The sequence below is a fragment of the Methylorubrum salsuginis genome (genome assembly GCF_900114375.1).
Lineage (GTDB): Bacteria > Pseudomonadota > Alphaproteobacteria > Rhizobiales > Beijerinckiaceae > Methylobacterium > Methylobacterium salsuginis.
In genome coordinates this window covers 39,088-64,970 of record NZ_FOSV01000026.1, presented here as the reverse complement: position 1 = coordinate 64,970, position 25,883 = coordinate 39,088, and the positions used below count along the sequence as shown (strand labels likewise).

23 protein-coding genes and 1 tRNA gene are annotated in these 25,883 nt (G+C 70.1%); 16 read left to right on the top strand and 8 right to left on the bottom strand.

Features of this window, described 5'->3' with window-relative positions:
- The 5 genes from BM140_RS21800 to BM140_RS21780 form a co-directional block, all read right to left on the bottom strand.
- On the bottom strand, window positions 1-348 hold a 348-nt coding region (locus BM140_RS21800), incomplete at its 3' end, for a GTP-binding protein (protein ID WP_207549493.1).
- 351 nt (window positions 349-699) lie between these two features.
- The gene (locus tag BM140_RS21795) at window positions 700-978 is read right to left on the bottom strand and encodes an RNA-binding S4 domain-containing protein (protein ID WP_091951073.1); all 279 of its coding nucleotides are present in this window, start codon (window positions 976-978) and stop codon (window positions 700-702) included.
- Between the two features lie 22 nt (window positions 979-1,000).
- Window positions 1,001-4,390, bottom strand: a complete 3,390-nt coding sequence (locus tag BM140_RS21790) for a helicase-related protein (protein WP_091951071.1) — start codon at window positions 4,388-4,390, stop codon at window positions 1,001-1,003.
- Window positions 4,391-4,443: 53 nt separating this feature from the next.
- On the bottom strand, window positions 4,444-4,755 hold the full coding sequence (locus tag BM140_RS21785) for a hypothetical protein (protein WP_425287079.1): 312 nt from the start codon (window positions 4,753-4,755) through the stop codon (window positions 4,444-4,446).
- A 34-nt stretch (window positions 4,756-4,789) separates the two neighbouring features.
- Window positions 4,790-5,686, bottom strand: coding sequence for a DUF3108 domain-containing protein (locus BM140_RS21780; RefSeq protein WP_091951067.1), 897 nt, complete (start codon window positions 5,684-5,686; stop codon window positions 4,790-4,792).
- A 406-nt stretch (window positions 5,687-6,092) separates the two neighbouring features.
- Here BM140_RS21780 and BM140_RS21775 point away from each other — a divergent pair, with 406 nt between their 5' ends.
- Both BM140_RS21775 and BM140_RS21770 read left to right on the top strand, forming a co-directional pair.
- Complete coding sequence (locus BM140_RS21775; RefSeq protein WP_091951065.1) at window positions 6,093-6,638, top strand: heme NO-binding domain-containing protein; 546 nt, start codon at window positions 6,093-6,095, stop codon at window positions 6,636-6,638.
- A gap of 4 nt (window positions 6,639-6,642) precedes the next feature.
- Window positions 6,643-8,208 carry a putative bifunctional diguanylate cyclase/phosphodiesterase gene (locus BM140_RS21770; RefSeq protein WP_091951063.1) on the top strand — a complete coding sequence of 522 codons (1,566 nt, stop codon included), beginning with the start codon at window positions 6,643-6,645 and terminating at the stop codon, window positions 8,206-8,208.
- Between the two features lie 98 nt (window positions 8,209-8,306).
- On the opposite strand, the gene BM140_RS21765 is transcribed toward BM140_RS21770, so the two are convergent.
- Window positions 8,307-9,308: a glucokinase gene (locus BM140_RS21765; RefSeq protein WP_091951061.1), complete on the bottom strand. Its 1,002-nt coding sequence runs from the start codon at window positions 9,306-9,308 to the stop codon at window positions 8,307-8,309.
- A 196-nt stretch (window positions 9,309-9,504) separates the two neighbouring features.
- Window positions 9,505-10,260, bottom strand: coding sequence for a trehalose-phosphatase (otsB, locus tag BM140_RS21760; RefSeq protein ID WP_091951059.1), 756 nt, complete (start codon window positions 10,258-10,260; stop codon window positions 9,505-9,507).
- Between the two features lie 86 nt (window positions 10,261-10,346).
- Between otsB and BM140_RS21755 the strand changes: the two genes are divergently transcribed.
- The 13 genes from BM140_RS21755 (at window position 10,347) to BM140_RS21695 (ending at window position 24,385) form a co-directional block, all read left to right on the top strand.
- Window positions 10,347-10,841, top strand: a complete 495-nt coding sequence (locus tag BM140_RS21755; RefSeq protein ID WP_091951057.1) for a DUF427 domain-containing protein — start codon at window positions 10,347-10,349, stop codon at window positions 10,839-10,841.
- A gap of 74 nt (window positions 10,842-10,915) precedes the next feature.
- Complete coding sequence (locus tag BM140_RS21750; protein WP_091951055.1) at window positions 10,916-12,133, top strand: serine hydrolase domain-containing protein; 1,218 nt, start codon at window positions 10,916-10,918, stop codon at window positions 12,131-12,133.
- Between the two features lie 634 nt (window positions 12,134-12,767).
- Window positions 12,768-13,241 carry a formate dehydrogenase subunit gamma gene (locus BM140_RS21745; protein WP_091951053.1) on the top strand — a complete coding sequence of 158 codons (474 nt, stop codon included), beginning with the start codon at window positions 12,768-12,770 and terminating at the stop codon, window positions 13,239-13,241.
- Window positions 13,238-14,797 (top strand): formate dehydrogenase beta subunit, encoded by a 1,560-nt coding sequence (locus tag BM140_RS21740; protein WP_091951051.1) that lies wholly within the window; start codon window positions 13,238-13,240, stop codon window positions 14,795-14,797. Before BM140_RS21745 ends, BM140_RS21740 begins: the two co-directional genes overlap by 4 nt.
- 11 nt (window positions 14,798-14,808) lie before the next feature.
- Window positions 14,809-17,661, top strand: coding sequence for a formate dehydrogenase subunit alpha (fdhF, locus tag BM140_RS21735; RefSeq protein ID WP_091951049.1), 2,853 nt, complete (start codon window positions 14,809-14,811; stop codon window positions 17,659-17,661).
- A gap of 97 nt (window positions 17,662-17,758) precedes the next feature.
- Window positions 17,759-18,049, top strand: a complete 291-nt coding sequence (locus BM140_RS21730) for a formate dehydrogenase subunit delta (RefSeq protein ID WP_091951047.1) — start codon at window positions 17,759-17,761, stop codon at window positions 18,047-18,049.
- A gap of 148 nt (window positions 18,050-18,197) precedes the next feature.
- Window positions 18,198-18,274 (top strand) — tRNA-Trp (locus BM140_RS21725).
- A 170-nt stretch (window positions 18,275-18,444) separates the two neighbouring features.
- Window positions 18,445-18,747, top strand: coding sequence for a preprotein translocase subunit SecE (gene secE, locus BM140_RS21720; RefSeq protein WP_091951045.1), 303 nt, complete (start codon window positions 18,445-18,447; stop codon window positions 18,745-18,747).
- A gap of 58 nt (window positions 18,748-18,805) precedes the next feature.
- Window positions 18,806-19,339 (top strand): transcription termination/antitermination protein NusG, encoded by a 534-nt coding sequence (gene nusG / locus BM140_RS21715; RefSeq protein ID WP_091951043.1) that lies wholly within the window; start codon window positions 18,806-18,808, stop codon window positions 19,337-19,339.
- A gap of 225 nt (window positions 19,340-19,564) precedes the next feature.
- Window positions 19,565-20,014 (top strand): 50S ribosomal protein L11, encoded by a 450-nt coding sequence (gene rplK, locus BM140_RS21710; RefSeq protein ID WP_091951041.1) that lies wholly within the window; start codon window positions 19,565-19,567, stop codon window positions 20,012-20,014.
- A gap of 12 nt (window positions 20,015-20,026) precedes the next feature.
- Window positions 20,027-20,725, top strand: coding sequence for a 50S ribosomal protein L1 (rplA, locus tag BM140_RS21705; protein ID WP_091951039.1), 699 nt, complete (start codon window positions 20,027-20,029; stop codon window positions 20,723-20,725).
- A gap of 238 nt (window positions 20,726-20,963) precedes the next feature.
- Complete coding sequence (locus BM140_RS21700; protein WP_091951037.1) at window positions 20,964-22,694, top strand: sensor histidine kinase; 1,731 nt, start codon at window positions 20,964-20,966, stop codon at window positions 22,692-22,694.
- A gap of 47 nt (window positions 22,695-22,741) precedes the next feature.
- The gene (locus tag BM140_RS21695; protein ID WP_091951035.1) at window positions 22,742-24,385 is read left to right on the top strand and encodes a B12-binding domain-containing radical SAM protein; all 1,644 of its coding nucleotides are present in this window, start codon (window positions 22,742-22,744) and stop codon (window positions 24,383-24,385) included.
- 165 nt (window positions 24,386-24,550) lie between these two features.
- Here BM140_RS21695 and BM140_RS21690 read toward each other — a convergent pair whose 3' ends face one another.
- Window positions 24,551-24,784, bottom strand: a complete 234-nt coding sequence (locus tag BM140_RS21690; RefSeq protein WP_091951033.1) for a hypothetical protein — start codon at window positions 24,782-24,784, stop codon at window positions 24,551-24,553.
- Between the two features lie 567 nt (window positions 24,785-25,351).
- On the opposite strand from BM140_RS21690, the gene rplJ reads away from it, so the two are divergent.
- Window positions 25,352-25,870, top strand: coding sequence for a 50S ribosomal protein L10 (gene rplJ, locus BM140_RS21685; RefSeq protein ID WP_091951031.1), 519 nt, complete (start codon window positions 25,352-25,354; stop codon window positions 25,868-25,870).
- The last annotated feature ends 13 nt before the right edge of the window (window positions 25,871-25,883 follow it).

The following is a 25,883-nucleotide window of genomic DNA, read 5'->3' as shown; positions in this document are numbered from 1 at the left end:
GGTCTGCGGCATCGGGCCGTCGGCCGCCGACACCACCAGGATCGCGCCGTCCATCTGCGCCGCGCCCGTGATCATGTTCTTCACGTAGTCGGCGTGGCCGGGGCAGTCGACGTGGGCGTAGTGGCGGTTGTTGGTCTCGTACTCGACGTGGGCGGTCGAGATCGTGATGCCGCGCGCCTTCTCCTCGGGGGCCTTGTCGATCTGGTCGTAGGCCGTGAAGGTCGCCCCACCCGACTCCGCCAGCACCTTCGTGATCGCCGCCGTCAGAGACGTCTTACCGTGATCGACGTGACCGATCGTGCCGATGTTGCAGTGCGGCTTCGTGCGGGAAAACTTTTCCTTGCCCATCGTGCATTCCTATCGCGGACACGCCCGGCCGATGCCGGACATAAAGGCGCGGACCGCTTAGAGGCTTAAGCGGCGATGATCAAGCAATGGATTTTTCGCTCGGGCCATGGGGCTTGGGTGACGGCGCCCTACGAGGCTGGATTTTGCCGATCCGACCCGCGGCCGTCATTCCGGTGCCGCACGGTCGAACCCGGCTTCCACCCGTGATGCGCGGCTGGACTCGGGCGTCGCGGCCAGTCGTGGCTTCCGGGTTCTCGCCTTCGGCGAAGCCCGCCATGACGGCGGTAGAAATCGATTGAACCGGCGGATCGGCGCCGGGGCTTGAAGCCCTGCCCATCGCCACGATCCCGATCAAGGACCGGCGTCTTCCCCGACCGCCTCGTACAGCCGCTGCGCCTCCGGGGCGCCGCCGCGGCGCTCGCCGAGGTCGAGGATGCGCACCAGCATGGTGCCGTGGGGGGCGGCCACCGTCAGCACGTCACCGAGATGGACCGCCTTGGCCGGCGCGACCGCCCGCGTGCCGTTGACGCGGACATGGCCGTCGGCGACCAACCGGGCCGCCATCGACCGGGTCCGGGCGAAGCGCGCGAACCACAGCCACTTGTCGAGGCGCTGGCGCGCCTCGCTCATCGCGTCCGAGGGCGAAAAGCCCTCAGCGCTTGCCCCCGTCCGATTCGAGCTTCGCCTTCAGGGCGGCGAGCGCCGCGAAGGGCGAATCGGGATCGGGCTGGCGCTCGCGGCGCGGCGGGCGCTGCTCCTGGGGCGGACGGCGGTTGTCGTCGCGGCGATCGGGACGGTTGCGCGGACCGCCGTCGCGGCGCGGGCCGCCCTCGCCGCGGTTCTCGCCACGGCCTTCGCCGCGCGCTTCCGGACGGGGCGGACGACCGCCCTCGGGCCGGTCCTCACGGGGACGGCGCGGGCCCTGGCCGTCGCCGCGGCCCTCGCCGCCGCGCCCATCCCGGCGACCGCCCTCGCGGCCCCCTTCACGCCCCCCTTCGCGACCGTCTTGCCGCCCGTCTTGGCGTCCCTGACCGCGGCCGTGGCGCGGGCCGGACTGACGCTGCGGACGGTGCAGGTGCCACACCTCGATCGCCTCCGGCTCGGCCGGGGCGGCGGGTGCCTCGGCCTCGGGGACGGCGGCATCCTCGGTCGGCACGGAGGAATCGGCGGCATCGACCGCCTCGACCTCGCCGGTCGCGGCCGCATCCTCGACGGCCTGCGCCGTCTCGGCCGGCATCGGCGCGGTGTCCTCGCTCGGAGCCGGCTCGACCGGTGCCTCGGTGGTCTCTTCGCTCGGAGCGGCCGGCTCCTCGGCGGGAGCCGCGGCCGGGGTCTCGGAGGCCGACTCTCCGGCGGCGGTCTCGGAGGCCGGGGCGTCCTCGGAAGAACCTTCCGCGGCGACCGGAGGCGTCTCGCCGTCCGGCTCCGCAGCCTCGGGCTGCGCGTCGGCGGCCTCCGCCTTGGCCGCGACATCCTGAGAGGCCGTCTCGTCGGAGGCGGCGTCCTGCGGCGCCGCCTCGGCGGGGCGCGCCGCCGGCACGGTGGGGGCGGCGGCGATGAGCGGGACGGTGATGGCCGGACCCGGCCGCGACTGCGCGACGTAGCCGAGCGACTTCAGGATCGAGGCGAAATCCTCGCCCGAGCAGCCGACCAGCGAGGTCATGTTGACGGTCGCCACGAACCCGTCGCCGTCGGCGGTCCCGGCCGGGGGTTCGCCCACCGTCGTGCCGGGGCGGTAGGCGATGGCCGGGCGGATCAGGTCGGCCAGACGCTCGAGGATGTCGACGCGCACGGCACGCTCGCCGCACACCCGGAAGCCGGCGGCGCGGTAGAGACCCTTGGCGATGGCCGGATCGACCTTGATCGAGGTGCGGCCGGAGCCCGCCAGATGCGCGATCTCGTCGAGGCCCGGCTGGTCGAGGCCGCCGCTCTTGAGCGCCCAGAGCTGGGCGGCGAGCGTGCGTGGCGCGGGCTTCAGCAGGGCCGGCAGGAAGATGTGGTAGGCGCCGAAGCGCACGCCGTGGCGGCGCAGATTCGCGCGCCCGTCCTGATCGAGGCTGCGCATCTCGTGCGCGACCTTGGCGCGCTCCAGCACGCCCAGGGCCTCGACCACCTGATAGCCGATGCCGCGGGCGAGCCCGGTGAGGTCGGCGGCCGATTCGATCTCCATCAGCGGACCGAGCAGGCGCGTCACGTGGGCGCGCAGCCACGCGGTTAGCCGCGTCTCGACCTTCTCGCGCGCCGGGCCCGCGAGGCTGTCGTCGGCGACCAGCCGGATGCCGGGCTCGAACAGCTTGTCGCCCGGCGTCAGCTTGGCGACCGGATCGCCGGTCCAGCGGATCACGCCATCGTGCGAGAGCACCAGCGCCGCATCCGCCGCCGAGGCGAAGCGGTCGGCCCTGGCCTCGATCTCGCCGGCGAGCGCCTTCTCGGCGGCCGAGCGCAGGGTCTTGGCCTCGTGCCCCTCGGCCTGAGGGTCCGGCACGAATTGGAAGCCGTGCAGACGGCCCACATGTTGCCCTTCGACGGTGACGTCACCGCCGGAGGTGATCTCGGCTTCCAGCATCGTCTTCTCTCTCAGGCGCCGCATCAGGACGCTGGTGCGCCTGTCGACGAAGCGGCTCGCAAGGCGCTCGTGCAGGGCGTCGGACAGCCTGTCCTCTACCCGACGCGTCTCGCCCTGCCAATGCAGAGGATCGAGCAACCAGTCGGGGCGATTCGCCACGAAGGTCCAGGTGCGGCCTTGCGCGATGCGCTGGGACAGGGCGTCGATGTCGCCGTCGGTGCGGTCGATCATCGCCACGTGGCGGGCGAACCAGTCGTTGGGGATGCGACCGGCCATGCCGCGCATCAGGAAGCGGTAGAGCTGCGCCACGAGGTCGGCGTGGGTCTGCGGATGGACCTTGCGGTAGTCCGGCAGGCCGCAGGCGTCCCAGAGGCGGCGCACCGCCGCCGGACCCTTGGCGACGTCGCGGATGTCCTCCTCGCGCATCAGGATTTCCAGCGCCTGCTGGTCCTCGCCCATGGGGGCGCGGGTCAGGCCCTGCTCCTGCGGATGCACGTCGAGGCTGGCCTGAAGCGCCTCCAGCGAGCCGAAATCGAGGTCGGGGTTGCGCCATTGCAGGACGCGCAGGGGCTCGAAGTCGTGGCTCTCCAGCGCCTCGACCATCTCCGGCTCGAAGGGTGGGCAGCGTCCGGTGGAGCCGAAGGTGCCGTCCGCGATGTGGCGCCCGGCGCGGCCCGCGATCTGCCCCATCTCGGCGGGGGTCAGCTTGCGGAAGCGGGTGCCGTCGTATTTCCAGTTGGCCGCGAACGCCACGTGATCGACATCGAGGTTGAGCCCCATGCCGACCGCGTCGGTGGCGACGAGATAATCGACGTCGCCCGACTGGTAGAGCTCGACCTGGGAATTGCGGGTGCGGGGGCTCAGCGCGCCGAGCACCACCGCCGCGCCGCCGCGCTGGCGCCGGATCAGCTCGGCGATGGCGTAGACCTCCTCGGCCGAGAAGGCGACGATCGCCGTGCGGTGGGGCAGGCGCGAGATCTTTTTTTCACCCGCGAAGGTCAGTTGCGACAGGCGCGGGCGCGTCGTCGTCTGCACGCCGGGGATGAGGGATTCGACCAGCGGCTTCATGGTCGAGGAGCCGATCAGCAGCGTCTCCTCGCGGCCCCGCCGATAGAGCAGGCGGTCGGTGAAGACATGGCCGCGGTCCATGTCGGCGGCGAGCTGGATCTCGTCGATCGCCACGAACGCGACCTCGAGGTCGCGCGGCATCGCCTCGATGGTGCAGATCCAGTAGCGCGGCCGGTCCGGCTTTATTTTCTCTTCGCCGGTCACGAGGGCGACGTTCTCCACGCCGACCTTGGCGACGACGCGCAAGTAAACCTCGCGGGCGAGCAGCCGCAGCGGCAGGCCGATCATGCCGGTGGGATGCTGGAGCATCCGCTCGATGGAGAGGTGCGTCTTGCCCGTGTTGGTGGGCCCGAGCACCGCCGTCACGCCGCGCGCGCGGGACTCGCGGGAAAGGTGGCGAAGCGTCATGCGGCGGGGGCGTTCCCTACGGCGATCGAGGCCGTCGGAGAGGCGGGAGACCGCTACGGGCGCGGGGCGTGGCCGCGGCGGCCTCCCTCATATGGGTCGCCGGGGGCCTGCCTGCCAACCGGGGCACCGAGTCCCGGATAGAGATGGATGTCGACGGAGGCCGGCGGCGCCTGCGGCGCGAGGTCGGTGCAAAGCGTCTGCGGCACGGCCGTGAGCGGTCCGCGGCGGGGCGGGCGATGCTCGATCACCTCGGCGTGGGAGAAGGCGTCGGGGCCGCAATCGGGACCGGTGGTGAGGGGACCGGCCTGGGCCGGGCTCGCGGCGGCGGCGACCGCGAACGCCGCGGCCCGGACCCTGCGCGGCAGGGGGAGGGCGGTCACGGCCGCGCCCCGTCGGCCGTCACTGCCCCGGAAGGCTGGCGTCGGCGACCGTCGCGGTCTCGCTGCCCTGCGCGGTACCGGTGCCGCTCTGGGTCCAGCGGGTCGCCTCGATGATGTTGGTGCCGAGCGTGGTGCGCACGGCGATGCGCATCGGCACCAGCACCCGCGCCGCCTCGACGGGGGCGAGCCAGACCGACATGTCGCGGTTCTCTTCCATGAACTTCACGCCGGGCCGGTCGGGCCGGTGGCCGGCGATGGCGACGTAGCGGGCGTTGCAGACGAGCACCGGGCCGGCATAGCCGGGCTTCTGGATCTCGCGGGTCTCGCCGTAGCTCAGCACGACATCGAAGCGGGTCGCGCCGTCGAACACGGGGAGCGTGCGGTTGCAGTTCTCGGGGTCGAGGAGCGCCCCCTTGGTGCGGGCCGGCATGGCGAGCGCGCTCGCCGGGTCGACCACGCCGCGCTTGACCGCCGCGGTGACGGGCACGCGGTCGCCGGTGTCGAGCAGCGGCGGGGTCACCTCGGCCTGGGTGACGTTGCCGTTCGCCAGCGCCATGCGCACGGCAATGCCGGAATTGCTGGTGCGGGTGGCGATCGAGAAGGCGTTCGGCAGCGGAGCCTGCGCCAGCGTGCCACTGGAGCGGGCCGAGCCCTGGCCGCCGGTCACCGCGCCGACGAGGCCGGTCAGCACCGCCGACACGTCCATGCGGTAGCGCGGGCCCTCGAAGGCGCCGGTGAGCCGGGCGTTGCCGATCGGGATCCCGGCGAGGTTCACGCTGTAATCGATCGTGACGCCCGCTGCGCCACGGGCCTTCGCCGAAGTCTTGGCGGAGCGCGGTGCGGCCTGCACGGCGGCCGGGAGGGCGAGGGCCGCGAGGAGGAGGGGGCAGGCGCGAAGGAAGGGCTTGGCGCGCATGGTCGGACTCTGGGCGGCTCCACGCTCCCGGCCCGCCTCGGGGCGAGGCCGGCGGGACGGATCGGGTTATCGCGCCGCCATGGTTAACAGACCGTTGGATCGGTGCCAGCCGTGCCGGCACCCGGCCGGCAGGACGGTGCGTTTCCCACGCCCCGAAGCCGACGCGCCGTCACGGGTGCGCAATCGTCCAAGGTCATGGGCCGCCCGGATCCGCTGCGACCGACTTCGGAACCGCTGCAACATTCGTAATGGTGCCGTTTCCCGCCTGATGCGAGTTCGAGCGCCGATGCACGGACGGGTCGGAGAACGGCAGGGACGGTGCGCACCGGAAGCAGCGACCGCCTTAACGTGATCGTAAAACCTTCTGCGCCAGCGTCTTAACAAACGTCAACATCGGCGGACCGTCATGAAGGGCGTGGTGTTCACTGAATTTCTGGACTTCGTGTCCATGACGCTCGGCTCCGACATGGCCGACGATATCATCGACGAGGCTGCCGTGCCGAGCGGCGGCGCCTATACGGCAGTCGGCACCTATGCGCACACGGAGATGCAGGCGCTGATCGCCGCCCTGTCGCGCCTCACCAAGACGCCCGCCGCCGAACTGCTCGGGCAATTCGGGCGACACCTGTGCGGCCGTTTCGCCGCGACCTATCCGGAATTCTTCGCCGCGCAGCCGAACCTGTTCGAGTTCCTCGGCAGCGCCAACGGGCATATCCACGCCGAGGTGCGCAAGCTCTATCCCGATGCCGAGCTTCCGGTGTTCCGCCTCAGCCGCCGGGGCGCGGACGCGATCGAACTCGACTACGAGAGCTGCCGCCCGCTCGAAGCGCTGGCGGAGGGCATGATCCGCGCGGCCGCCGACCATTACCGGCAGCCCGTCGCCATCGCGACGGCGCGGGTGGCGGAGCCGGGGGGCAGTTTCGTCCGCTTCTCCATCCGCCACGCCGCCTGATCCCGTGCCGCCGGAACCCCTCCCCGTCGTCGCGCTCCGAGAGGAGCCTTCGGAAGCGCCGCCCGGCCCGTCCGACGCCGAGGCCCGCATCCGGCGGCTGGAGCGCCGGCTCGCCCGCGAGCGCGCGGCCCGTACCGAGGCGGAGACGCTGCTGGAGGCCAAGTCGCGGGAGCTGTACGACCTCAACCGGCAGCTCGGCCTCTTCGCCGCGGAGTTGGAGGGGCGGGTCGCGGAGCGCACCCACGAACTCGCCCAGGCCCGCGCCCGCGCCCTCGAACTCGCCGAACGGGACCAGCTCACCGGGCTCGCCAACCGGACCCGGTTCGCCCGCGCCCTCGACGAGCGCCTCGCGGACGGGCACCGCGACGGGACGCGCTTCGCCCTGCTCCTGCTCGACCTCGACCGCTTCAAGGACATCAACGACAGCCTCGGCCACGAGGCCGGCGACATCTTTCTCCAACACACCGCACGCCGCCTGACGGCGCGGTTCGGGCCCGATGCCGTGGTGGCCCGGCTCGGCGGCGACGAGTTCGCCGCCCTCCTGCCGGCCCCGCCCGGCACCGATCTGGCCCGCCTCGGCGAGGACATCGCCGCCGCGATCCGACAACCGATCCCGTATCGCGGGCGCAGCCTGGCGGCCTCCTGCTCGGTCGGCATCGCGGTCGTCCCCGACGACGCGCGGACGGGGGGCGAGCTGCAGCGCTTCGCCGACATCGCCCTCTATCGCTCGAAGACGACCCGCCTCGCCACGACTCTGTTCGACGGAGCCATGGGCCGCGCGGTCGAGGCGCGCCACGCGCTCGGCGAGGACCTCGTCCGGGCGATCCGGGAGGGCGGCATCGAACCGTGGTTCCAGCCGATCGTCGAGGGCGCCGATTGCCGCCCGGTGGGGGCCGAGGCCCTCGCCCGCTGGATCCATCCGACCCTCGGCTTCCTCGCGCCCGGCGCCTTCCTCGGACTGGCCGAGGAGCGCGGGCTGATGCCCGACCTGTTCGCCGCGATGATGCGCCGGGCCTGCCCGCCGGCCCGCCGCTGGATCGCCGCGGGGCGGCTCGACTACCTCTCGGTCAACCTCTCGCCGAGCCAGTTCAAGGCCGGATCGGTCGCCGACGAGGTGATCGCGCTGCTCGCCGAACTCGACTTCCCCGCCCGCGCGCTCACCGTGGAGATCACCGAGGAGGTGCTGCTCGCCGATCTCGACCGGGCGCGGGCGCAGCTGGAGCGGCTCGCCGCCCACGGCGTGCGCGTCGCGCTGGACGATTTCGGGGTCGGCTACTCGAATATCGGCTACCTGCGCCAATTGCCGATCCACACGCTCAAGCTCGACCGCCTGCTGACCCAGGACGTGGCGACCGACCACAAGGCCCGCTGCATTCTCAGTGCCATGGTGCAGATCGCCCGGGCGCTCGATCTACGCCTGGTCTCCGAGGGCGTGGAGGATTCCTCGCAGGCCCTCTGGCTGATCCATCTGGGCTGCCGCCAGCTCCAGGGCTACCTGTTCGGCCGCCCGATGTCGGCCGACGCCTTCACGGCCCATCTCGGCCTCGTGGCCGCGCGCACGCGCGCTTGATCGTGCCTGCCTCCGGCGCCCCGCTCGGGCGCCCACGGCCCGCTCGGCGGGGCGCCCTTCGCGCCCGGCCGTAAGGAACGATCTTCGGCCGCGGGCGGTCAGCCGCGCGGCGTCCAGACCTGCCCGTGATAGACGAAGCGCCCGCCCTCGCTGGCGAGCGCGGCGAGACCGCCGAAGGCCGGGTCCTTCACGGTGATGACGCTGGTGGGGACCGCGCGCATCTCGGCCGCGAACGGCGCCTTGCGCTCGAACGCGGCCCGGAACCCGCCCGCCCGCAGCACGGGCACGATCCGCGGGGCGATGCCGCCGCCGATATAGACGCCGCCGGTCGCCAGGAAGGTGAGGGCGAGGTCGCCGCAAACGCGGCCGAGCAGCCGGGCGAACAGGTCGAGCGCTTCCCGAGCGTGGGGATCCTCGCCCGAGAGGCCGGTGCGGGTGATGGCGGCGGGGTCGAGCGGGGGGGCATCGCCGCCCGCCCGCACCCGCCGAATCGCCGCATGGAGGCGCGATAGGCCGGGGCCGGAGAGCAGGGTCTCGACGGTGACCCGGTCGTCGGTGCGCTCGACGGCGGCCCAGATCTCGGTCTCGGCCGCGTCGGAGGGCCCGAGATCGGTGTGACCGGCCTCGGTCGAGACGATGGCGAGGCGATCCTCGTAGGGCACCAGCGCCGCCGCGCCGAAGCCGGTGCCGGGCCCGAGCACCACCCGCGGCCCCCGCGCGTCGCTCGCCTGGGGGCCGATCAGCGTCAGATCGTCGGGGGCGATGGCCGCCGCCCCCGCCGCCACCGGCACGTAATCGTTGACCACCGTGACCCGCGCCAAGTCGAAATCCCGGCCGATCGCTTCTCCGGCGACCACCCAATGGGCGTTGGTGAGCTGCACCGCAGGCGAATCGACCCGGCCGGCGATGGCCAGGATCGCCGAGCGGGGAGCCGGCGCACCGCTCTTGTCGAGGGCGGCGCGGATCGCCGCGCTGGGATCGGCATAGCCCGCCGTCGGCTCGTGGGCGAGGACCCGGGGCGCCGCCCCCTTCGTCTCGATCAGGCCGAAGCGGGCATTGGTCCCGCCGATATCCCCGACCAGCACCGGAAATTCGAACATGCGTCTGCCGTCGTCTCTCGCCGTGTTCTGCTGCGGCGACCCTAACAGAGGGTCCGCGATCCGGTCGACAAGCGTGGGATCAGGGGCGGGTTGCCTTCATGGCCGTTCATGGCCCGGCTGCCCAAACCCTCCGCCGTCCGTCCGGGGCGCCGCAGGCGAACCCGGAATGACGGCGGGGAGCAATTCAGCCAACACCTCAAGCCCGCGGCAGCGCCTCCGGGTCGACGGCGCCGCCCTCGGCCCAGGCAGTCAGCAGCGCCCGCACGTCGGCGGGCGTAGCGAGGCGGTAAGGCGCGACGGTCTCGCCGTCGCCGATGCGGACGCTGATGCCGCCGTCCGCGTTGACCGAGGCGAAGGCGATCTCGTCGGTGCGGTCGTCGCCTAAAAAAATCGCGCGACGGCCGGCATAGGGGGCGGCCTCCCCGAAGGCCCGGATCGCGTGGCCCTTGGTGGCGGCGGCCGGCACGATCTCGCCCACCGCCTTGCCGAGCTGGAGCCGGTAGGCGCCGCCGAGATCGGCCGCCACCGCCTTGACGATCGTCTCCGCGGCCTCGGCGTCGGCGGTCGCGGCGAGGCGCCAATGGACCGCCACCGAGGCGCCCTTGTCCTCGATCAGCACCGCCTCGTAGCGGGCGGTCTCGGCATGCAGCCGCTCGACGCCCGCGCGCAGGGCCGGATGGTCCTCGGGACGTCCGCCGCTCAAACGCCCGTCCACCCGCTGCTCGACGCCGTGCAGGCCGGCGACGTCGAACCGGGCGGGCGCCAGGAAATCGTCGATCACCGTGACCGGCCGCCCGGTCACGATGGCGAGCGCCCCGCCGAGCCGGGTGCGCAGCCGCTCCAGCGTCGGCACGAGGCCGGGATCGACCCGCACCGCGTCGGGCCGCGGCGCGATCTCGACCAGGGTGCCGTCGAAATCGAGGAACAGGGCGTAGTCTGCAAGCTCGCTCAAGGCGTCGTCCTTCTCCCGAGGTCTCTTCGCGCTAGCATGAGGGCGAGCCGCGACAAACCGGTGTTCCACCATCAACGGAGGCGCCCGTGCGGCCCATCCCCATCCGCCCCGGCCCCGGACAGGAAAGCGTCTGGGACTATCCTCGCCCACCCCGGCTGGAGCCGGTGAAGGAGCGGCTGACGGTCGTCCTCGGCGGGCAGACCATCGCCTCGACGACGGCGGGTTTTCGCGTGCTGGAGACCAGCCACCCGCCGACCTACTACTTTCCGCCCGAAGACGTCGCCCTGGGCGTGCTGGGGCCGCCGCGCCGGGCCGGGATCTGCGAGTGGAAGGGGCGGGCGGTGCTGTTCGACGTGACCGGCGGCGGTCGACAGGCGCCGGGCGCCGCCTGGGCCTACCCGGACCCGACGCCGGACTTCCGCAGAATCGCCGGCGCCATCGCCTTCTATGCCGGACCCATGGATTCCTGTCTCGTCGGCGACGTGCGGGCCGAGCCGCAGCCCGGCGGCTTCTACGGCGGCTGGATCACGCCGGGCCTCGTCGGCCCGTTCAAGGGCGGGCCCGGCACGATGGGGTGGTGACGGAATTCGGGCTGGCGCCGATCCGGCCGTGGCCGCTACACCGGCCGCGCAGACCTCAACGCAAGGAGCCGCCCATGCCGGTCGAGACCGATCCAAGAGCCGTCGGCCTGTGCCCCGACCGGCTGGAGCGGGTCGATGCCTGGATGCGCGGCTATGTCGAGACGGGGCGGCTCGCCGGACTCTCGGTCGCGGTGATGCGCGGCGGCAAGACCGCGTTCTTCCGCGCCCACGGCCATGCCGACCTCGCACGGCAAAAGCCCTTTGCCGCCGACACCATCACCCGCATATACTCGATGACGAAGCCGCTGACCTCGCTCGCGGTGCTGATGCTCTACGAGGAGGGCCGGTTTCAGCTCGACGATCCGGTCGCGCGCTTCCTGCCGGAATTCGCCGAGATGCGGGTGATGGTCGGCGGCAACCGGGCCAAGCTCGAGACCGTGCCGGCGCTCCGCCCGATCACGATCCGCGACCTCCTCACCCACACCAGCGGCCTGACCTACGGCTTCATGGAGGCGACGCTGGTCGATGCCCTCTACCGGGCCAACGAGATCGACTTCCAGACCTCGAAGCTCAGCCTCGGCGACCTCGTCGGCCGGCTGGCGCAGCAGCCGCTCTTGGCCCAGCCGGGGACTGAGTGGAACTATTCGGTCGCCACCGACGTCCTCGGCCACCTCGTCGCGGTGGTCTCCGGCCTCGACTTCGCCGCGTTCATGCGGGAGCGCATCCTGCACCCGCTCGCCATGCTGGACACCGACTTTTCCGTGCCGGAGGAGAAGCGGCCGCGCTTTGCCGCCAACTACATCTTCGACCGCGAAGGCAAGCTCAAGCTCTACGACGACAGCACCGACAGCAAGTTCTTGCGGGTGCCGCCCCTGGCCTCGGGCGGCGGCGGGCTGGTCTCGACCACGCACGACTATCTCCGCTTCTGCCGGCTGATCCTGAACCGCGGCGTGCTCGACGGCGTGCGGCTCCTCGGGCGCAAGACCGTCGACCTGATGCTGACGAACCACCTGCCCGGCGACCTCGCCGCGATGGGCCAGCCGCGCTTCGCCGAATCGTCCTATGCCGGCATCGGCTTCGGCCTCGGCTTCTCGGTGATGCTCGACCCGGCCGCCGCGCAGATCGTCGGCACGCCGGGCGAAGTCGCCTGGGGCGGGGTCGCCAGCACCTCCTTCTGGATCGACCCCGCCGAGGACATGGCGGTGGTGCTCCAGGCCCAACTCGTGCCGTCCTCGGCGCTACCGCTGCGGCGGGAATTGCGGGTGCTGACCTACGCCGCGCTGGTGGATTGAGGACATCTCTGGTCGCTCCGCCCCATGCCGTCATCGCGAGGCGGAGCCGAAGCGATCCGGGGCGCGACTTTTCCAGAGAGGGCGACACCGTGCCGACCAGACGGTGCCGTTAGGCCCCCATTTCGGTGCGTTCGGAGCGCCGGATGGCTCGGCTGCGCCGCGCAATGACGGGAGAAACGAGGCCCGATCCCCTTAAAGGAAGCCCTTGGAGACCTGCACGATCCTGCCGATAGGGTTGCTCCCCTGGCATGGCAGTGCCGGATCACGGGAGGCAAACCGGCGCATGGTCCACCGCTCATGGGTGTGGATCGAGCCCCGTCACCGCCACCGGCGCCGATGGCATAAGCGACCCTCATCATCGGCCGAAAAGAGCATAAGCCGAGTGTGCCCAGTATCTTCGGGAACGACGAACACCCCATCCGAATAACTTGGCAGGAAAGTTCCGACCCCGACCCGGCAAACCTTTTTGATCCGATATCAAAAAAAATTTGCCCTGCATTGCCATGCTTTTGCAATGCAAACCAGCGCTCGTGATCAAAAAGTTTTGTCGATCGACGCGACTGCTTGATTGAACTTTAGTGCCAGCCTTGGTTGGATCGGTTCCAAGAACGAGACCAATCTGGGCAGGAAACCGATGGCCCCTCTTGAGCCTTGGAACGCCACGCGGGCGGCCGGAATCGTCGCCGAGCTGCAAACGCTCGAGGGCGCGACGCTCCCGATTCTGCACGCGCTCCAGGAGACCTTCGGCTACGTCGACGCCGAGGCCGTGCCGATGATCGCCGACGCGCTGAACCTCTCGCGCGCCGAAGTGCATGGCTGCCTGACGTTCTATCACGACTTCCGCCGCGAGCCCCCGGCCGGTCGCCACCACGTCAAGCTGTGCCGGGCCGAGGCCTGCCAGGCGATGGGCTGCGACCGGCTGCACGGCGAGATCCTCTCCCGCATGGGCTGCGACTGGCACGGCACCAGCGCCGACGGCGTAACCGTCGAGCCGGTCTACTGCCTCGGCCTGTGCGCCAACGCGCCGGCCGCCCTCATCGACGACGAGCCGCTCGCCCGGCTGACCGCCGATTCCCTCGACGCCGCGCTGAAGGAGACCCGGGCGTGAGCATCACGATCTACGTCCCGCAGGACGCCGTCGCCCTCGGGCTCGGCGCCAACCGCGTCGCCCGTGCCCTGTTCAAGGGCGCGGAAGCCCGCGGCCTCGATGTCCGCATCGTCCGCACCGGCACCCGCGGGATGCTGTGGCTGGAGCCGATGGTCGAAGTCGGCACGGCTGAGGGCCGCATCGCCTACGGCCCGGTCACCCCGGCCGATGTCGAGGGCCTGCTCGATGCGAATTTCGTCGAGGGCGGCGAACACGCGCTCCGCCTCGGAAACCCGGAAGAAATTCCGTTTCTGGCGAAGCAGCATCGGCTGACCTTCCACCGCTGCGGCGTGGTCGATCCGGTCTCGGTCGAGGATTACCGGGCCCATGGCGGCTATCGCGGGCTCGAAGCCGCGCTGAAGCGCGACGCCGAGGGCATCGTCGGGGAGGTGCGCGACTCGGGCCTGCGCGGGCGCGGCGGCGCCGGCTTCCCGGCGGGCATCAAGTGGAACACGGTGATGCTCGCCAAGTCCGAGCAGAAATACGTGGTCTGCAACGCCGACGAGGGCGATTCCGGCACCTTCGCCGACCGCATCATGATGGAGGGCGACCCCTTCAACCTGATCGAGGGCATGACCATCGCGGCGGTCGCCACGGGGGCGACCCGGGGCTACATCTACTGCCGTTCCGAATACCCGCAGGCGTTCAAGACCCTGCGCGAGGCCATCGCCAACGGCGTCAAGGCCGGCGTGCTCGGCGACGACATCCTGGGAAGCGGCAAGGCCTTCCACCTCGAAGTCCGCCTCGGGGCCGGCGCCTATATCTGCGGCGAGGAGACCTCGCTGCTGGAGAGCCTGGAAGGCAAGCGCGGCATCGTGCGGGCCAAGCCCCCGATCCCGGCGCTCAAGGGTTTCCTCGGCAAGCCGACGCTGGTCAACAACGTCATGACCTTCACGGCCGTGCCCTACATCCTCGAGCACGGCGCCAAGGCCTATGCCGATTACGGCATGGGCCGCTCGCTCGGCACCCTGCCGATCCAGCTCGCCGGCAACATCCGGCACGGCGGCCTGATCGAGTACGCCTTCGGCATCACCATCCGTCAGGTGATCGAGGAGTTCGGCGGCGGCACGGCCTCGGGCCGTCCGGTGCGCGCGGTGCAGGTCGGCGGTCCGCTGGGCGCCTACTTCCCCGACGAACTCCTCGACACGCCCCTCGATTACGAGGCGATGGCGGCCAAGAAGGGCCTCGTCGGCCATGGCGGCATCGTGGTGTTCGACGACACCGTGGACATGGCCAAGCAAGCCCGCTTCGCCTTCGAGTTCTGCGCCACCGAATCCTGCGGCAAGTGCACCCCCTGCCGCATCGGCGCGACCCGCGGCGTCGAGACCATGGACAAGGTCATCGCCGGCATCCGCCCGGAGGCCAACCTCAAGCTCGTCGAGGACCTCTGCGAGGTCATGACCGACGGTTCGCTCTGCGCCATGGGCGGCCTCACGCCGATGCCCGTCATGAGCGCGATCACCAACTTCCCCGACGACTTCCGGCGCACGGGCGATCTGCCCGTCGCGGCCGAGTGAGGAGGCCACCGATGACCCTCATCAAGGAAATCGATTACGGCACGCCGATCCGGCTCTCCGAGCAGACGGTGACGCTGACCATCGACGGCGAGAGCGTGACGGTGCCGGCGGGCACCTCGGTGATGGCCGCCGCGATGCAGATGGGCACCAAGATCCCGAAGCTCTGCGCCACCGATTCGCTGGAGCCGTTCGGCTCCTGCCGCATGTGCCTCGTCGAGATCGAGGGCCGCCGCGGCACCCCGGCCTCCTGCACCACCCCGGCCGAGAACGGCATGGTCGTGCACACCCAGAACGAGAAGCTGCATCGCCTGCGCAAGGGCGTGATGGAGCTCTACATCTCCGACCACCCGCTCGACTGCCTGACCTGCGCGGCCAACGGCGATTGCGAGTTGCAGGACACCGCCGGCCAAGTGGGCCTGCGCGACGTGCGCTACGGCTACGAGGGCGACAACCACGTCCGGCCGACCTCCGAGCGCTACCTGCCCAAGGACGAGTCGAACCCCTACTTCACCTACGACCCGTCGAAGTGCATCGTCTGCAACCGCTGCGTCCGCGCCTGCGAGGAGACGCAGGGCACCTTCGCGCTCACGATTCAAGGCCGCGGCTTCGACAGCCGCGTGGCGGCGGGCCCGACCAACTTCATGCAGTCCGAATGCGTGTCCTGCGGCGCCTGCGTCCAGGCCTGCCCGACCGCGACCCTGCAGGAGAAGACGGTCCACCAGTACGGCCAGCCCGACCATTCGGCGGTGACGACCTGCGCCTATTGCGGCGTCGGCTGCGCCTTCAAGGCCGAGATGCAGGGCGACAAGGTCGTCCGCATGGTACCCTACAAGGGCGGCAAGGCCAACGAAGGCCATAGCTGCGTCAAGGGCCGCTTCGCCTACGGCTACGCCACCCACAAGGACCGCATCACCAAGCCGATGATCCGCGAGAAGATCACGGATCCGTGGCGCGAAGTCTCCTGGGAGGAGGCGATCAACCACGCGGCCAGCGAGTTCAAGCGCATCCAGGCCCAATACGGCCGCGACTCGGTCGGCGGCATCACCTCGTCGCGCTGCACCAACGAGGAGGCCTACCTCGTCCAGAAGCTCGTGCGCGCCGCCTTCGGCAACAACAACGTCGACACCTGCGCCCGCGTCTGCCACTCGCCGACCGGCTACGGCCTGATGTCCACGCTCGGCACCTCGGCCGGCACGCAGGACTTCAAATCGGTCGAGGAATCCGACGTGATCCTCGTCATCGGCGCCAACCCGACCGACGGTCACCCGGTCTTCGGCTCGCGCATGAAGAAGCGCATCCGCGAGGGCGCCAAGCTCATCGTCGCCGACCCGCGCAAGATCGACCTCGTGAAGTCGCCCCACGTGAAGGCGGACTACCACCTTCCGCTCAAGCCCGGCTCCAACGTCGCCTTCGTCAACGCCTTCGCCCACGTCATCGTGACCGAGGGTCTGATCGCCGAGGACTACGTCCGCGAACGCTGCGATCTGGCGGAGTTCGAGTCCTGGGCCCGCTTCATCGCCGAGGAGCGCAACTCGCCCGAGGCCGCCCAGGCCATCACCGGCGTCGATCCGCAGGCGATCCGCGAGGCCGCCCGCCTCTACGCCACCGGCGGCCGCGCCGCGATCTACTACGGTCTCGGCGTCACCGAGCACAGCCAGGGCTCGACCATGGTCATGGGCATGGCCAACCTCGCCATGGCCACCGGCAATATCGGCATGGTGGGCGCGGGCGTGAACCCGCTGCGCGGCCAGAACAACGTGCAGGGCTCCTGCGACATGGGCTCGTTCCCGCACGAGCTGCCGGGTTACCGCCACGTCTCGGACGACGCTACCCGCGAGAGCTTCGAGGCGATCTGGGGGGCCAAGCTCGACAACGCGCCGGGCCTGCGCATCACCAACATGCTGGACGAGGCCGTCTCCGGCACCTTCAAGGGCATGTACATCCAGGGCGAGGACATCGCGCAGTCCGACCCCGACACCCATCACGTCACCTCCGGCCTCAGGGCCATGGAGTGCATCGTGATCCAGGACCTGTTCCTGAACGAGACCGCCAAGTACGCCCACGTCTTCCTGCCGGGCGCCTCCTTCCTCGAGAAGGACGGCACCTTCACCAACGCCGAGCGCCGCATCAGCCGCGTGCGCAAGGTGATGGCCCCGATGGGCGGCTACGGCGACTGGGAGGGCACGGTGCTGCTCGCCAACGCGCTCGGCTACAAGATGGAGTACACCCATCCCTCCGAGATCATGGACGAGATCGCCGCGCTGACCCCGAGCTTCGCGGGCGTCTCCTACGCCAAGCTGGAGGAGATGGGCTCGATCCAGTGGCCGTGCAACGAGAAGGCGCCGCTCGGCACCCCGATGATGCACGTCGACCGGTTCGTGCGCGGCAAGGGCCGCTTCATGATCACCGAGTACGTCGCCACCGACGAGCGGACCACGGGCAAGTTCCCGCTGATCCTCACCACCGGCCGCATCCTCTCCCAGTACAATGTCGGCGCGCAGACCCGGCGCACCGAGAATTCGCGCTGGCACGAGGAGGACGTGCTGGAGATCCATCCCTTCGACGCGGAGCTGCGCGGCATCGTCGACGGCGATCTCGTCGCCCTGGAGAGCCGCTCCGGCGACATCGCCCTGAAGGCCAAGGTGACCGACCGGATGCAGCCGGGGATCGTCTACACGACCTTCCACCACGCCAAGACCGGCGCCAACGTCATCACCACCGACTACTCGGACTGGGCCACCAACTGCCCCGAGTACAAGGTGACGGCGGTGCAGGTCCGGCGCACCAACCGGCCCTCCGACTGGCAGGCGAAGTTCTACGAAGAGGACTTCTCGCTCACCCGCATCGCCGAAGCGGCGGAGTGATTTCCTGGGAGTTGGGGCGCGGGCCACGGCCCGCGCCCGGCCTGCCGGTTCGGACCGGAGCGGTATCAGTTCAGCACACGGACACTTTGAGCGGGCGATGAGCGCGACGAATCCCAACGACAAGCTGGTGCGCATGGCCAACCAGATCGCCCTGTTCTTCCGGTCCTACCCGGAGGACGAGGCGGTGGCGGGCGTGCACAATCACATCGTCGCCTTCTGGACGCCGAAGATGCGCCGCGACCTCGAAGGCTATGCCGAGGAGGCCGGCGACCGGCTCGACCCGCTGGTGCAGAAGGCGCTCGAAGGCCGCCCCACGACCGACAGCCCCGTGCGCCCGGCCACCCGCAACCCGCAGCTCGCGGGCGAGGGCGCCAGCGACGCGGGCTGAGCCCGGAACCGCTTCGAACAGGGCAGGGCGCCGGGAATCGGCCCCCTGCCTCGCGAGGGCCGCACCACGCCGGTGCGCATCCCCCTCGCAAATCTCTTGCGTCGGCGCCCGTGTTACGGCATGACGCGAGCCGCGCCCCGCGCGCCGTAGGAGTGTAGCTCAACTGGTCAGAGCACCGGTCTCCAAAACCGGGGGTTGGGGGTTCGAGTCCCTCCACTCCTGCCACGGGCGCCTCCACCTTCCTTCCCGCCTCGACGTCCGGCCCATCGACAAGCCGCATCTCTTGCGCTAGAGCGGGCTCATCCCGAGATCGTCAGAGACCGTCGGTGCCGGACCTTGAAGGTCCTCGCACCGCGATACGCGGTTCCCGGATCCCTTTTCGTCTCAAGTGCGCCATGGCATCGAACGAAGCGACCAAGAAAGCCGACGCGGCGCGCATGCCAGCCCGTGGAGCCCCCTCCACGTCGCCCCAGCGCCCGACGCCGCCCGCGCGCCCCGCCCCCAAGCGGACGAGCCCGGCGCAGTTCTTCGGCGAAGTGCGCGACGAGGCCCGCAAGGTCACGTGGCCGACCCGCAAGGAGACCACCATCACCACCGTGATGGTGTTCATCATGGTGGTGGTCGCGAGCCTGTTCTTCGTCGCCGTCGATCAGGTCCTGCGCATCGCCGTCGGCCTGATCCTGGGCATCGGCGCCTGATTTTCGGCCGCCTGAATTTTTACGGCCGTCCCCGGACGCCGAGGAGTTGAGAAGACCCGTGTCGAAGCGCTGGTACATCGTCCACGCCTACTCGAACTTCGAGAACAAGGTCGCCCAGTCCATCAAGGACCAGGCGGCCCAGCGTGGGCTGACCGAACTGTTCGACGAGGTCATGGTCCCGACCGAGAAGGTCACGGAAGTGCGCCGCGGCCGCAAGGTCGATGCGGAGCGCAAGTTCTTCCCCGGCTACGTGCTGGTGAAGTGCGACCTGACCGACGAGGTCTACCACCTCATCAAGAACACCCCCAAGGTCACCGGCTTCCTGGGCGCCGACAAGGCCAAGCCCGTACCGATCCCGGACGCCGAGGCCGAGCGGATCAAGGGGCAGGTGCAGGAGGGCGTGGAGCGCCCCAAGCACACCGTCTCCTTCGAGATCGGCGAGACGGTGCGCGTCGCCGACGGTCCCTTCGCCTCCTTCAACGGCACGGTGGAGGAGATCGACGAGGCCCGCTCCCGCCTCAAGGTCGCGGTCTCGATCTTCGGCCGCGCCACCCCGGTCGAGCTGGAATACGGGCAGGTCGAGAAGGCCTGATTTTTCGACTTTCGAGGTGAGTCGGTCCTGACTTGATCTCATCCTGATTTTCGGCTCGCGCTTCGCGCCGGCCGAAAAAATCGGCGGCGCCGTTCGGCCCGTCGTCATCCGCGGGAGATCCGCCCGGCTTCGCCTCCGGGATCCACGGATCGCACCGCGACCTGCAACCGCCCGTCCGACCGTGCCTAGGCAGCGCGGGGACGCGCACACTTTGGGAGCAGTCCCATGGCGAAGAAGATCACGGGCTACGTGAAGCTTCAGGTCCCGGCCGGCGCCGCCAACCCGTCGCCGCCGATCGGCCCCGCGCTCGGTCAGCGCGGCCTCAACATCATGGAATTCTGCAAGGCCTTCAATGCGAAGACCGCGCAGATGGAGAAGGGCACCCCGATCCCGGTGATCATCACCGCGTATCAGGACCGTTCCTTCACCTTCGAGATGAAGCAGCCGCCGGTCACCTACTTCCTCAAGAAGGCGGTGGGCCTGAAGCTCGGCAAGAAGCCGGCCTCCGGCTCCAAGACCCCCGGCAAGGGCCCGACCGTCGGCAAGATCACCGAGGCTCAGCTTCGTGAGATCGCCGAGAAGAAGATGCCCGACCTCAACTGCGACAACGTCGATTCGGCGGTCGCGATGATCCGTGGCTCCGCGCGGGCCATGGGTCTCGAAGTCGTCGCGTAAGGGGAGGGCGATATGGCACGCGAAGGAAAGCGCATCCGCTCCGCCCGCGAGGGCATCGAGCCGGCCAAGCTCTACGCCATCGACGAGGCGATCAAGCTGGTGAAGGCCAAGGCCAACGCCAAGTTCGACGAGACCGTCGAGATCTCGATGAATCTCGGCGTCGATCCGCGCCACGCCGACCAGATGGTCCGCGGCGTCTGCAACCTGCCGAACGGCTCCGGCCGTACGGTCCGCGTGGCGGTCTTCGCCCGCGGCGCCAAGGCGGACGACGCCAAGGCGGCCGGTGCCGACATCGTCGGCGCCGAGGATCTCCTCGAGATCGTCCAGAGCGGCAAGATCGAGTTCGACCGCTGCATCGCGACCCCGGACCTGATGCCGCTCGTCGGCCGTCTCGGTAAGGTGCTGGGCCCGCGCGGCCTGATGCCGAACCCGAAGGTCGGCACCGTCACCATGGACGTGAAGGGCGCCGTCGCCGCCGCCAAGGGCGGCGCGGTGGAGTTCCGCGTCGAGAAGGCCGGCATCATCCACGCTGGCGTCGGCAAGGTGTCCTTCGACGAGCAGAAGCTCGTCGAGAACATCAAGGCCTTCGCCGATGCGGTCGCCAAGGCGAAGCCCACCGGCGCCAAGGGCACCTACATCCAGCGCATCGCCGTCACCTCGACGATGGGCCCGGGCGTGAAGGTCGAGCCCTCGACGGTGCTCACCGCCTGATCGATCCGTCTCACGGGTCCTTTGAACGAGGGCGTCCGGCCGCAAGGCCGGGCGCCCTCTTCCTTTTGACCGAGCCCTGCGGTTGCCCCGATCCCATGATTTGATAACCCATGGCGGCGGGCCACGCCCGCTTCGGGCATCGGCCCGCAACCGGGACGGTCGCCGGACGACCGGCGGAGAGACCGGATATGGGAGGGGCCGAGATGCGCGGGATGCCGCCTGCCGGAGGGCCGGCACCGTGACCCTTACGGGGCGCATCCTTCTGCTCGTGCTGCTGGCGCTCGCGCCCGCGGTCGCCGTGCAGGTCTACAACGAGCAGGCCCTGCGGGAATCCCGCTCCGACGCCGTGCGGGCGGCGGCTTTGCGCGGCGCGCAGGCTGTCGCCGCCGACCTCGCCGACTTCGCCGACGGCGCCCGCCAGACCCTCGACATCCTGGCCGAGGAACCCGTGATCCGGAACCGGGAGGCCGCCGCCTGCACGCCCTTCCTGCGTGCGGTCGCCGGGCGGATCTCCGGCTCGCGGATCATCGTCGTGACCGACCGCGAGGGCAACCTCGTCTGCAACAGCCGCGGCGCGGCGCCCGGCGCCTACTCGCTGGCCGATCGCGCCTACTTCAAGCGCGTGATGGCGACCGGCCGTTCGGCGGTCGGCGAATACGTCATCAGCCGTGGCACCGGTCTGCCGACGATCCAGTTCGCCCATCCGCTGCGGGACCCCTCGGACGACATCGTCGGCCTGATCGCCCTCGGCTTCGACCCCGACTGGCTCGGGCGCCGGCTCGGCACGGCCGGACTGCCGCGCGACGCGACCGTCACGGTGACCGACCACAACGGCATCGTGCTGGTGCGCTTGCCCGATACGGAGACCTGGCTCGGGCGCGCCGTGCCCAAGGCTTTCGCGGACGGCCTCGAACGCGCCGCCGCCGGCGGCGGGGTGTGGGAGCTTCAAGGCCTGCTCGGGGACCGGCGCATCACCGGCCTGGTGCGGCCGGACGGGGCGCTGGACGGCCTCACCGTCGTGGTGGGCCTGAGCCGCGAACTCGCCTTCGCCGACATCGACGCGGCGACGAAGCGCGGCGCGGTGCTGATCGCCCTCGGCACCCTGATCGCGGTGCTGGCCGCGCTCTGGGGCGGGCGCCGCTTCATCCGCCGCCCCGTGCGCCAACTCCTCGACGCGGCCGGCGCCTGGAGCGCGGGCGATCTAAGCGTCCGATCGGGGCTGACCGGCCCCTCGGAATTCGGAAAGCTCGGCCGGGCCTTCGACCGGATGGCCGCCGACCTCCAGCACCACGAGGAGAGCCTGAAGGCCGAACTCGCGAAGAGCCGGGCGTTGCAGGAGCAGCAGATCACCATGCTGCACGAACTGAACCACCGGGTGAAGAACACGCTCGCCACCGTGCAGTCGCTCGCCCGCCAGTCGCGCGGGGGCGAGGAGCAGGTGGTGCAGCTCGAAAACCGCATTCTGGCGCTGTCCAAGACCCACGATCTGCTGACGCGCCGCGATTGGACCCGCGCGCCCCTGCGGCAGGTGCTGGAGAACGAGTTGTCGCCCTATCGGTCGGGCGCGGACCATGTGACGCTCACCGGCGAAGAGCTGGAATTGCCGCCGCGCTACGTGCTGGCGCTCGGCATGACCGCGCACGAACTCACCACCAACGCGGCCAAGTACGGCGCGCTCTCGACCGAGGCGGGCCGCGTCAGCGTCGCGTGGCGGGTGAGCCGGGGCGAGTCGGGCCGGGAGCGCCTGCATATTGAATGGCGCGAGACCGGCGGTCCGCCCGTATCCCAGCCCCGGCGCCGGGGCTTCGGCAGCCGCCTCATCACCGGCGGCATCGCCCGCGAACTCGACGGCGACGTGCGCCTCGACTTCGCCCCCGACGGCCTGCGCTGCATCATCGACGTGCCGCTGGAGCGCGAGGCCGCCCCACCCATCGCGTTCCTGGGTGCATCGCGTCGCACCGCAACGTGACGCGGAAGGGGGAGGCCAACGCCCGCGGCTGTGCTAGATAAGCCGCCATGCGTTGCACCCTTCCCATCTCGTCCCGCCGGCGCATTCTCTGCGTCTTCCCCGCCTATACGCCGTCCTTCGGGACGTTCTCACACGCCTATCCTTTGATGGGCGGCGTGAAGGCGTTCATGCCGCCCCAGGGTCTCCTCGTCATCGCGGCCTACATGCCCGAGACCTGGGAGTGCCGCTTCGTCGATGAGAACATCAAGCCGGCCTCGGCGGAAGAGTTCGCCTGGGCCGACGCGGTGTTCGTCTCCGGCATGCACATCCAAGAGGGGCAGATCCACGACATCGGCCGCCGCGCGCACGCCGCCGGCAAGGTCGCGGTGCTCGGCGGACCCTCGGTCTCCGGCGCCCCGGAAAAATATCCGGATTTCGACTATCTCCATGTCGGCGAGATCGGCGACGCCACCGACCGCCTGATCGAGATTCTGGACCGCGACCTCACCCGGCCCGACGCCCAAATCGTGCTCGACACCAAGGACCGGCTCGCGCTCTCCGAGTTCCCGGCCCCCGCCTATGGGGCGGTGCCGCTCAAGCGCTACCTGATCGGGTCGCTCCAGTTCTCCTCGGGCTGCCCCTACCGCTGCGAGTTCTGCGACATCCCGCAGCTCTACGGCCGCCAGCCGCGGCTGAAGTCGCCGGAGCAGATGTGCGCCGAGCTCGACGCCATCATCAGCCAGCCGGGGCACCCGGCGGTGGTCTACTTCGTCGACGACAACTTCATCGCCAACCGCAAGGCGACCCGCGAGATGCTGCCGCACCTCGTCGAATGGCAGAAGAAGAACAACTACCCGCTCCAGTTCGCCTGCGAGGCGACGCTGAACATGGCCAAGCAGCCCGAGATCCTCGAGCTGATGCGGCAGGCCAACTTCATGACCGTGTTCGTCGGCATCGAGACGCCGGAGGCGGACGCGCTCAAGGGCATCGACAAGACCCACAACGCCGCCGTGCCGATGTACGAGGCGATCGCGACGCTGAACTCCTACGGCCTGGAGGTGACCTCGGGCATCATCCTCGGGCTCGATTCCGACACCGACAAGTCGGAGCAGAACCTGATCGACTTCATCGACAAGTCGGCGATCCCGGTGCTGACGATCAACCTGCTGCAGGCGCTGCCCAAGACGCCGCTCTGGGACCGGCTGGAGCGTGAGGGCCGGTTGCTGCACGACGCCAGCCTCGAATCGAACGTGCTGTTCAAGCGCCCGCACGACACCGTGGTGGCGAGCTGGCGCCGGGCCATCGCCCACGCCTACGGGCCGGAAAACCTGTTCGAGCGCTTCAAGCACCAGTGCGACGTGACCTACGGCAACCGAATCGTCACGCCGACGGCGGGCAAGCTCACCTTCACCAACCTGCGCCGTGGCCTGATCCTCGGCTTCAACATCATCACCCGGGTCGGGATCTTCTCGGATTACCGCAAGCCGTTCTGGCGGGCGGCGGGCCATGCCCTCCGCAAGGGCCAGATCGAGGCAGTGTTCAACATGGGCTTCGTCGCCCACCACCTGATCCGCTTCACCCGCGAGGCGCTGCGCGGCGAGCACAACGCCTCGTTCTACGCGGCCAAGGCCGCCGAGCAGGAGGCCGCCCGCCAACGCAGCTGGTGGGAGAACGCCCGGCGCCGGCTCACCCCGGAGCGCGAGGCGGCGTGAGGGGCTGACGAGAATAACCCTCCCCCCTCTGCGGGGGAGGGTGTCAGCGGAGCGGACGGAAGAAGGGAACCACGGCTCCGCTTGACCGCCGTCGACAGAGAATTCGCCGGAAGCATCGCTCCCTTCTCCCGACCCTCGCCCGCGGAGGAGAGATGGATCGGCGCTCTACTCCGTGGGCTCCGCCAGAATTTCCGCCTTCACGTCCCACAAATAGCTCGTCAGCCGCGCCTGCGCGGCCGGGTCGGCGCATTGGACCCAGAAACTCGCGCTCCGCACCGCAGCCCCGAGGCCGCGCAGCACGTCTTCCGCCGGGCCCGCCGCGGCGCGCTCGGAGGAGCTTGCGAGGTGGCGCAGGCCCCTGGGCGTAGCGATGACGATGGCGACGGTGGCGGGCGTCATCGGGGCAGCGTAGTCTTCGGCAGGCCTTCAGGAAAAGCGCGGCAATGCCGCAGCGTCGCAAGGCGCCCCGGCCGCGCTCGCCGATCCCGCTTGCCTGCGACGGAAAAGTCGCGGGGCGGGACTTGGCAGGGAGCTTGCACGCCGCTATAGACCGCGCTCCACAGATTCACCCATGGATAAGGGATCGACCGATCGGTCGGTTTCCATTCGAGATGCCGCTCGGGCAACCGGGCGGCGATGGCCGGAAGGGTCTTCGGGGCATCTCTGCCGCGGAGCCTTCGTCCGGCCATGTCCTGTCCGAGACTGCAGGCGCCGGGCGACCGGCTTAATCGGCGACAGCCTGCACAGACGGGGAAGACCGAACTTCTAGACCCTCGCCGGGGCGCGACAGCGCAACGGAGAGGCCTCGGTTTGAACCAATCTCACCTGCGAGGGGCCGCTCGGCGCTTCAAGGGGACAGGGCCGTGAGACGTCGCCCGACGGATCCGGCTTCGCGCCAGATCCGTTCCGGGCGGCATGTGCAACCGGCGGACCCGCTCCAGGTTCCGCCAACCGGAGAGAGCACCAGTGGACAGGACAGCTAAAGCTGATCTCGTCTCGACGCTCAACGGCGTGTTCACCACGAACGCCGTCGTCGTCGTGGCCCACTACAAGGGCCTCACGGTCGCCGACATGCAGAAGCTGCGCGCGCAGATGAAGCAGGCCGGCGCCACCGTGAAGGTCGCCAAGAACCGGCTCGCCAGCATCGCTCTCGATGGCACGGACGTCGCCTCCATCAAGCCCCTCCTGAAGGGCCCGACCCTGCTCGCCTATTCGAGCGATCCGGTCGCGGCCGCCAAGGTTGCGGTGGACTTCGCCAAGACGAACGACAAGCTCGTGATTCTCGGCGGCGCCATGGGAACGACTGCCCTGAACCCCGACGGCGTGAAGGCTCTGGCCACCCTGCCGTCCCTCGACGAACTGCGCGGCAAGCTCGTGGGCCTCATCCAGGCTCCCGCGACCAAGATCGCCCAGGTCGTCAACGCGCCGGCGGCCAAGCTCGCCCGCGTGTTCGGGGCCTATGCCAAGAAGGACGAGGCGGCCTGAGCCGTTTCTCCCC